Here is an 8697-nt window from a genome sequence, read left to right on the forward strand (position 1 = left end):
TTTGATGGCGAGCAACGTAACCGTGGAGTAGAGCTTGGTTTCTTTGGGGAGCCGCAGCGCGGCTTACGCTTGATGGGTGGGTTGGCCTATACCCAAGCCAAATTAACTAAAACGGCGGGGGGCATAAATCAGGGGCGCTATGCCACAGGCATGCCTAAATGGCAGGCTAAAGCAGGGATAGAGTGGGATATACCTCAGGTTCAAGGACTAAGCCTCACTGGGAATGTGGTGGCGGCAACTAAACAATACATCAATGCAAACAACTCATTATCAGTCGCGGGTCGTACCATTTTTGATGTGGGTGCGCGTTATGAAACAGCCCTAGTTGGTAAACCGGCCACGCTACGCGCCAATGTCTTTAATCTAACCAATAAAGCGTATTGGGCAGGCAGCCTAAGTAGTGGTTTAGGTGCACCTAGAACGATTATGTTCTCTGCCAGCATGGATTTTTAATCTAAGGCTATGGCTATTTATGATCGAAATAATGACGATCGATTATTGCAAACAATCGCCCTACCAGCGCATCCGAATACGCCTAAGATTGATAATCAACTAGGAACTATATTTGTCACTGTGAAAAACAGTGATACGGCACCTAAAGGGAGTAATGAAAGTGTGGCACGTATTCTTGTACCTTGATTAAAAGTAATCGAGCGCATCGTTTACGGTCAAATACAATTGAAACCAGTATTTGGCGTGAACCGTGTATGATGGGGGATGACGTATCACGCTGTAGCACGCAGCGGCTTGTGGTTAGGGGCAGCTGCGTAAACGGCGTTCACCAACTAACAAGGAGGTTTTTATATGTCACACCCAAACAGCTTTATGTCTCGCCAACCCCTCTCTGTGGGCGCGCAGACCTATCAGATTTTTCAGCTTTCTGCACTTCAAAATCAGGGCATGGATGTAAATCGCCTGCCTTATGGTTTAAAAATTCTCCTAGAAAACTTACTTCGCACCGAAGACGGTGTGAACGTGACGGCAGATGATATTCGATTCTTAGCTAACTGGGACCCGAATGCGGCTCCCGATCATGAGATAGCATTTAGTCCGGCGCGTGTGGTCTTACAAGACTTCACAGGGGTTCCCGCAGTAGTGGATCTGGCCGCTATGCGTGAGGCGATGGCTCGTTTAGGGGGGAACCCTCAGCGTATCAATCCATTAGTACCGGTTGAACTCGTGATCGACCACTCTGTCATTGTGGATGATTTTGCTCATAATCAATCCTTCCAGCGTAACGTAGAGATTGAATATCAACGCAACGTAGAACGGTATCAATTCTTACGTTGGGGGCAGGATGCTTTTGATAATTTTAAAGTGGTGCCTCCAGGTACGGGTATTGTGCATCAAGTAAACCTTGAGCATTTATCTCGGGTAGTTTTTACTAACGATGAGAATGGCATCGTTTCGGCGTATCCAGATACCTGTGTGGGAACAGATTCGCATACACCAATGGTGAATGGGTTAGGTGTGGTGGCATGGGGAGTCGGGGGCATTGAGGCCGAGGCAGCGATGTTAGGGCAGCCCATTTCTATGTTGATTCCTCGGGTAGTTGGGTTCAAACTTAGTGGCACCTTACCCGATGCGGTCACAGCTACCGACCTTGTGTTAACCATCACAGAAATGCTACGGACTCATGGGGTGGTAGGTAAATTTGTCGAATTTTATGGACCAGGAGTAAGCGCAGTGCCATTGGCTAATCGCGCAACCATAGGCAATATGAGCCCAGAATATGGTTCTACGGTATCCATGTTCCCCATTGATGAGGAAACCACTCGTTATATGCGATTAACGGGGCGTTCCGAAGAGCAAATTGCCTTGGTCGAGGCTTACGCAAAGGCACAAGGACTCTGGCATGACCCAGATCATGAGCCGGTTTACTCAGAGCGTTTAGAGTTGGACTTGTCTACGATTGTGCCTTCTATTGCAGGGCCTAAACGTCCACAGGATCGTGTGCCACTTAGTTCAGCACAGTCTGCATTTCGTAAAGAACTATCCGAAATGCAAGGCTCACAAAAACAGGTCGATTATGATGAGTCACTGAAAGAGTCATTCCCTGCCTCGGATGTACCAACCCAAGAAGAACCCGTAAAAACCACGCATGTTGCGCAGGTAAGCACTGCTGAGGCTCAATATGAGCTAGGCGACGGTGCGGTAGTGATTGCCGCCATTACCTCGTGTACTAATACCTCTAATCCTAGTGTGATGATTGCTGCGGCATTAGTTGCTAAAAAAGCCCACGAGAAAGGCTTAACCAGAAAGCCCTGGGTGAAAACTAGCCTAGCCCCAGGGTCTAGAGTTGTGACTGATTATTACAATCGGGCTGGGTTAACACCTTATCTAGATGCCTTAGGCTTTAATTTAGTTGGTTATGGTTGTACTACGTGTATAGGGAACTCGGGGCCATTAATTCCTGAGGTCGCTGCAGCAGTGGACGATAAGGATTTAACGGTAGTGTCTGTTTTATCCGGAAACCGAAACTTTGAGGGCCGTATTCATCCCCAAGTTAAAATGAATTACTTGATGTCTCCCCCTTTGGTCGTGGCGTATGCGATTGCAGGGACGATGGATATTGACCTACAAAATGACGCCTTAGCAACCGATCAAAACGGTCATCCAGTGTATTTGGCGGATCTTTGGCCTACCACCGCCGAGATTCAATCAGTGATTGAGTTAGCGATTACTGATGATATGTATAGTCGTGGCTATCAAGACGTTTTTGCCGGGGATGAGCGTTGGCAACAGCTGCCGACTCCGAAAAGCGAGCAGTTTGATTGGGATATGCAGTCAACCTATGTACGCCACCCGCCTTATTTTGAAAATATGCCTGCGCAGCCTGTGCCCGTCCAAGATATTCATGGGGCGAGAGTGTTGGCAAAACTAGGTGATTCCGTCACGACAGACCACATTAGTCCAGCAGGGGCCATTGCAAAAATGACGCCTGCAGCCTTGTATCTAGGCCAACATGGGATTGATCCTGCGGACTTCAACTCGTATGGGTCACGACGTGGTAACCATGAGGTGATGATTCGCGGTACCTTTGCGAATGTGCGTTTGAGAAATCAATTAGCACCTGGCACAGAGGGTGGATATACCCGTGATTTTACCCAAGCCGGGGCACCTATTTCGACGATTTATGATGCTTCTCGTCATTACATTGAACAAAACACGCCATTGGTGATTTTGGCAGGTAAAGAATATGGTTCGGGGTCTTCTCGGGATTGGGCGGCTAAAGGCACGGTATTGCTGGGGGTACGTGCTGTCATTGCTGAATCTTACGAGCGTATTCATCGGTCTAATTTATTAGGAATGGGTGTGTTGCCTTTGCAGTTTCCTGATGGGCAAAATGCCACAACTCTTGATTTGCTTGGTGATGAAGTATTTGAAATTACGGGAATTACCGAATTAAATCAGGGGCTGATTCCTAAAACAGTACAAGTGAAAGCCGGAGATATTTGTTTTGAGGCCATTGTACGTATTGATACCCCTTCAGAGGCGGAGTATTACCGTCATGGTGGGATTATGCAATATGTATTGCGGGGCTTGATGGCGTAATGTATTAACGAGCTTATCGGTAAAAAAGGGAAGCAATTATATTGCTTCCCTTTTTTGTTATGGCATTGATTTGTTTGGTGGCGTTAATCAGTTTTTAGCAAATTGATCCAGTAGTTAGTTGAGGCGTCGTGTTGTTTAGCACAGGGCTGATTATTAAGCTCATTAATAATGTCTGAAGCTAAATGTTTACCGTATTCTACGCCCCATTGATCAAAGGGGTTAATACCCCAAATCACGCCTTGAACAAAGACTTTATGTTCGTATAAGGCCAGCAAAGCCCCCAAATGGTAGGGGGATAAGCGAGGTAAAACAATCAGTGTGTTGGGGCGACCACCTTGATGGGTCCGATGTTTAGCTAACCATTTGGACTCTTCTGGGTCATGGCCCTGTGAGATACATTCCTCGTAGGCTTGATCTATACTTTTGCCACGTAACATGGCTTCGCGTTGTGCTAAGCAGTTGGCGATGAGACTTTGGTGATGATTGTGCCAACGGTGATCGGCTTGTTGACACATGATGAAGTCAACCGCAGCACCATCACTGCCTTGGTGTAGCCATTGGAAAAACGTATGCTGCGCATCTGTCCCTGGCATGCCCCAGACGACGGGGCCTGTAGGTACTGGTACTGGGTTGCCCGCTATATCTACGGATTTACCTAGAGATTCCATTTCTAGTTGTTGAATATATGGAACCAAGTAGGCGAGGCGAGAGTCATAAGGGGCGATATTTAACGAGCCAATTCCTAAAATACTACGGTTCGCTATACCGTGTAGTGCCATTTGAATAGGCGCATTGGACTCAAAAGGTGCGGTTTCAAAGTGTTTGTCCATAGCCGCAGCACCGGAGTGCATGCCTGCGACTACGTCAGCGCTGACACTAAGGGCTGTGGTTAATCCGACACTAGACCAGAGAGAGAAGCGCCCACCTACCCAATCCCAAAGTTTGAATATGTGGTTTTGGGCGATGCCCCATTTAGCGGCTCGGTCAGGGCGAGCTGTGATAGCAACCAGTTGCTCAAAGGGTTTTTTTACGCCAGCAGCTTGTAGCCACTCTAAAGCGCGTTGACCATTTTGTAAGGTTTCAGCAGTAGTAAAGGATTTAGAGGCGACCACGATTAGGGTGTCATGGGGGTTTAGGTCAGCTAGACCGGCCTCGATGGCGTGACCATCAATATTGGCCACAAAGCGTACATTACGCCATAGTTTTGTATAACCAAAAGCACCTACACTGAGTCGCACGCCCCAGTCACTACCTCCTATCCCTATATGCACTATATGTCGCCAGCGTCTACCTAAGTCAGCATCACGAATAAAGGCATTTAGACGCTCTCGTTCGTGAATGACCTCAGCCGTAGCAGCAGGCGTACGCAAGAGATTATGCCAAGCGGCTCGGTTCTCGGTGGGATTAGCAATCCCCCCGCTAAGGAGTGCTTGACGTTGCTCGGCGAAATTACGTTGCGTTAATAGCTGTTCGGCGGCTGATTGATAGTCTTTGCTATGCCGTTGCCCGCTAAAGTCTAAAGATAAACCGGCTGCCTCGATAAGGCGTAGCTGGTTTAAATCAGGTCGAGCATGTAATACGGCCTGCTCAAAAGCAGGCCATGCTGGAAGTTGGGTTAATGGTAAGAGGGGCATGCGTAATAAACTAATTATTTTGGTGTAGGCATCGGTTTGTTATCAAGAACGGCTAATAGCCCGCGCACTAAGCGATAGATGTTCCAGATACATATACCGATTAAGATAGGGAAACCGATTATAATAACAGTGGTGACAGCACCTAGGATAGCGACACCCAAAGTAATCCAAAAGGTGCGGATTTGCCATGTAATATGGCTAGCTAGTACAGGGTCAGTGATTTCAGAACGTTTTATATAGTTCATGATAATCGCAATGATAGTTGTAATCCCACCTAAAAAGTAACCAGCACCATATAAGGCGTACATAATAATGGTTAGTTGACGATGGTTATTCTGAGGCTGAACTACAGGAGTTGGAGTTGGGTTGGTCATGATAATTTATAAAAAGTGACAAATAAAATGTCGTAATAGGGCAAGCTATATAGTAATACGAAAATGGCTATGTATCATTGTGATTAATCTGATTTTAAAAAATAGTATGTTCTTGTGTTATTAAATCTGACGAAATTTAAGTAAATATAACAACTAAGTATTGGTTATTTTTAAGTAGGAAAAAATGAAAAAACATAAAGTCGCCGTGATGGCAGGAGATGGAATTGGCACAGAGGTGATGCCAGAGGGGTTACGTGTTCTAGAGGCGGTGACGCAAAAACATGGTATTGAGATTGAATACACGCATTTTGACTGGTCCAGTGCTGAGTATTATCAAAAGCATGGGATGATGCTACCTGAAGACTGGTTTGATCAGCTAAAGGGCTTTGATGCGATTTTATTTGGGGCTGTTGGCTGGCCTGACATCGTGCCAGATCATATTTCACTTTGGGGTTCATTATTAAAATTCCGCCGTGAGTTTGATCAATACATCAATATGCGTCCTGTGCGTTTGATGCCGGGTGTACCGTGCCCCTTAGCAAATAAAAAACCGGGTGATATTGATTTTGTAGTAATCCGCGAAAACACCGAAGGCGAGTATACAAATTTAGGTGGTAAGATTTTTGAGGGTACAGATCGAGAAGTGGTCATTCAGGAGTCGATTTTCACACGTATAGGTGTGGATCGTGTATTGAAATATGCCTTTGAGGTGGCCCAGACGCGTCCTGCTAAACACCTTAGCTCTGCAACCAAATCAAATGGTTTAGCGATCAGTATGCCGTATTGGGATGAGCGTCTAGAAAACATGGCGCAGCACTACCCCGATATTCGTTGGGATAAGCATCATATTGATATTATGGCAGCACGTTTTGTATTAAAACCAGAACAATTTGATGTAGTGGTGGCTTCTAATTTATTCGGTGATATTTTGTCCGATTTGGGGCCAGCATGCGCGGGTACAGTAGGTATTGCGCCGTCGGCGAATTTAAATCCAGAACGTGATTTCCCATCTTTATTTGAGCCTGTTCATGGTTCTGCACCTGATATTGCGGGTAAAAATAGTGCAAATCCTGTTGCGATGATTTGGTCAGCGGCACTGATGATCGAGTTTTTAGGCCAAGGTGATACCACGTATCAGGCGGCGTATAACGATATGATGCAGGCGATTGAGCACAGCCTACAGCACGGCCCTCGTACTGCAGATTTAGGTGGAACCGCAAATACCACCGAGGTGGGGCAAGCCATTGCTGCATTGATTTAAGCTAGCTCAGCGAATAAAAAAGTCACCGAATGGTGACTTTTTTATTTTTTATTTGGGTCTACGCATATCAAAGAGAGTGTCATCCGTGATTTCGTAGTAATCACCCGGTCCGCCCCCGCGTAAGATCGGACGACCTGAGGCACAGTGATAAATATCGTCTTTAATCAAGGCGGGGTCTATATGTACCGCAACAGCCTCACCTAATACCATCCAGGTATCTAAGAGCTTGCCTTCGTGATCGGTTAATTGAAAGTGTTTGGTGACTTTGCATTCAATTGACGCATGGCTTTCTCCCACTCGGGGGGCGGCAACCAACTGTCCGGCGATGGGGGTGAGTTTAGAGAACTCAAATTCATTGATAGATTGCATCGTGCTGGATTGATTCATGGGCTCAGCTAAGTCTCTAGAGGCCAGATTCCACGTGAACACCCCTGTCTCAATGGCATTACGCACGCTGTCTTTATAGCCCACACTCGAAAAAGCAATAATCGGTGGTTGGTAATTAAAAATATTACAAAAACTATACGGCGCTAGATTGGGGTTGCCTTGAGCATCCTGCGTGCCTATCCAACCAATAACTCGTGGGCCTACGATTGAGCTAATAGGGTCATGACGTAAACCATGACCTTTCAGGGGTTCGTAAAAATGATAATTGTTCTGCACAGTCGTCTCTTCCAATAAACCAGAAATAGAATGGGGATTCGGGAATGTCCCGATGGTATCGTATATACTTTACAACTAAAATAATTAATCAGCAATCGTCTGAATTTTCAGTTTGTTATTGGGTTTTAGCTGCATTGCCCGACGCTTTTTGGGTATTTCCTATGTCACCTAACGCCACTCAATGGCAGGACTTTGCCTCTACCGATTTAGATCAGGTGCAGACCTCTGTCAGTTCAATGATTAAACCGCATCGTCTTAGTCTCAATAAGGCGTCTCAGCCTTTGCATACCCGAATGCGGTTTGTACAGTTTGGCCAGATCTCCTTGATGCGTCTGGGCTACGGGGCGGATGTGCGTATTCAACCTGATGAGCTAGCCGGTTTTTACTTAATTCAGTTGCCGCAGTATGGTCATGCTTCGGTGCGTTGTGGTCACGAAACGGTCGAATCATCTCCTAAGATTGCTACGGTTCTTAATCCCAACGCTGAAATTGATATGGTTTGGCATGCCAATAACGAACAGCTAATGCTTAAAATTGATCGTTTGTTGATTGAGCAATTAGCGGGTGCTATGGAAATTGATGTTCCCAGCTCTGGGTTGGTTTTCCCCGTCAAACTAGAGGGGCATCGCTCAACTAACTGGCAATTGATGCTGCGTTATTTATTAGACTGTGCCCGTAACTCGGACTCGGTTTTGCAATCGCCTCTGTTGGTGTCTCAATTAGAACAGCTAGCAACGACAACCTTTTTAGGGGTGCATGCCCCGTCTTTACCTGAAAAACCACGGGTTCAAGGCAAAGTTCTACCTAAGCATATTCGATTAGTCGAAAGCTACCTACACGAGCATGCGGATCAGGTGATTCGGGTGGATGAGTTAGCGGCCTTAGCGCAGATCAGTATCCGTAGTTTACACGCTGGGTTTAAAGAGTACTGCGGTATCAGCCCTATGCAATACTTACGCCAAATTCGCTTAGATCGTGCTAGGGCTGACTTATTACAGGCGACGAAATCTACTGTGTCTGTGGCCGAGATCGCCTTACGTTGGGGTTTTATGCATCAAGGTCGGTTTAGTGCTGAGTATAAACAGCGCTTTGGCGAAACCCCTAGCCAAAGCGTGTTACGCCTTCGTAGCTAACCGTTCCGCAATACCTACGCAAAACCAGTCATTTCTGACTAAATCTGCTGCTTGCTTCCTGCTTCACCGAGGCCGGT

The 8697-nt window shown here is 46.4% G+C and carries 8 protein-coding genes; 5 read left to right on the forward strand and 3 right to left on the reverse strand.

Annotated elements, in window-relative coordinates; genetic code table 11:
- The 3 genes from Q0Z62_RS09975 to acnA form a co-directional block, all read left to right on the forward strand.
- Window positions 1-453 (forward strand): TonB-dependent receptor (locus tag Q0Z62_RS09975; RefSeq protein WP_298054072.1); only part of this gene is annotated, 453 nt, incomplete at its 5' end.
- Between the two features lie 9 nt (window positions 454-462).
- Window positions 463-639: a hypothetical protein gene (locus Q0Z62_RS09980; protein ID WP_298054074.1), complete on the forward strand. Its 177-nt coding sequence runs from the start codon at window positions 463-465 to the stop codon at window positions 637-639.
- Between the two features lie 165 nt (window positions 640-804).
- Window positions 805-3555, forward strand: a complete 2751-nt coding sequence (acnA, locus tag Q0Z62_RS09985) for an aconitate hydratase AcnA (RefSeq protein ID WP_298054076.1) — start codon at window positions 805-807, stop codon at window positions 3553-3555.
- 83 nt (window positions 3556-3638) lie between these two features.
- On the opposite strand, the gene pgi is transcribed toward acnA, so the two are convergent.
- On the reverse strand, window positions 3639-5189 hold the full coding sequence (gene pgi / locus Q0Z62_RS09990) for a glucose-6-phosphate isomerase (protein WP_298054078.1): 1551 nt from the start codon (window positions 5187-5189) through the stop codon (window positions 3639-3641).
- 14 nt (window positions 5190-5203) lie between these two features.
- Window positions 5204-5563: a hypothetical protein gene (locus Q0Z62_RS09995; protein WP_269900763.1), complete on the reverse strand. Its 360-nt coding sequence runs from the start codon at window positions 5561-5563 to the stop codon at window positions 5204-5206.
- A gap of 184 nt (window positions 5564-5747) precedes the next feature.
- On the opposite strand from Q0Z62_RS09995, the gene Q0Z62_RS10000 reads away from it, so the two are divergent.
- Window positions 5748-6824: a tartrate dehydrogenase gene (locus Q0Z62_RS10000; protein ID WP_298054080.1), complete on the forward strand. Its 1077-nt coding sequence runs from the start codon at window positions 5748-5750 to the stop codon at window positions 6822-6824.
- Between the two features lie 48 nt (window positions 6825-6872).
- Here the strand turns inward: Q0Z62_RS10000 and Q0Z62_RS10005 are convergent, their stop codons facing one another.
- Window positions 6873-7487, reverse strand: coding sequence for a flavin reductase family protein (locus Q0Z62_RS10005; protein WP_298054082.1), 615 nt, complete (start codon window positions 7485-7487; stop codon window positions 6873-6875).
- Between the two features lie 161 nt (window positions 7488-7648).
- Here Q0Z62_RS10005 and Q0Z62_RS10010 point away from each other — a divergent pair, with 161 nt between their 5' ends.
- On the forward strand, window positions 7649-8620 hold the full coding sequence (locus tag Q0Z62_RS10010) for an AraC family transcriptional regulator (RefSeq protein ID WP_298054087.1): 972 nt from the start codon (window positions 7649-7651) through the stop codon (window positions 8618-8620).
- The last annotated feature ends 77 nt before the right edge of the window (window positions 8621-8697 follow it).

The organism is uncultured Paenalcaligenes sp., from assembly GCF_947630565.1.
In the GTDB taxonomy this organism is placed as follows: domain Bacteria; phylum Pseudomonadota; class Gammaproteobacteria; order Burkholderiales; family Burkholderiaceae_B; genus Paenalcaligenes; species Paenalcaligenes faecalis.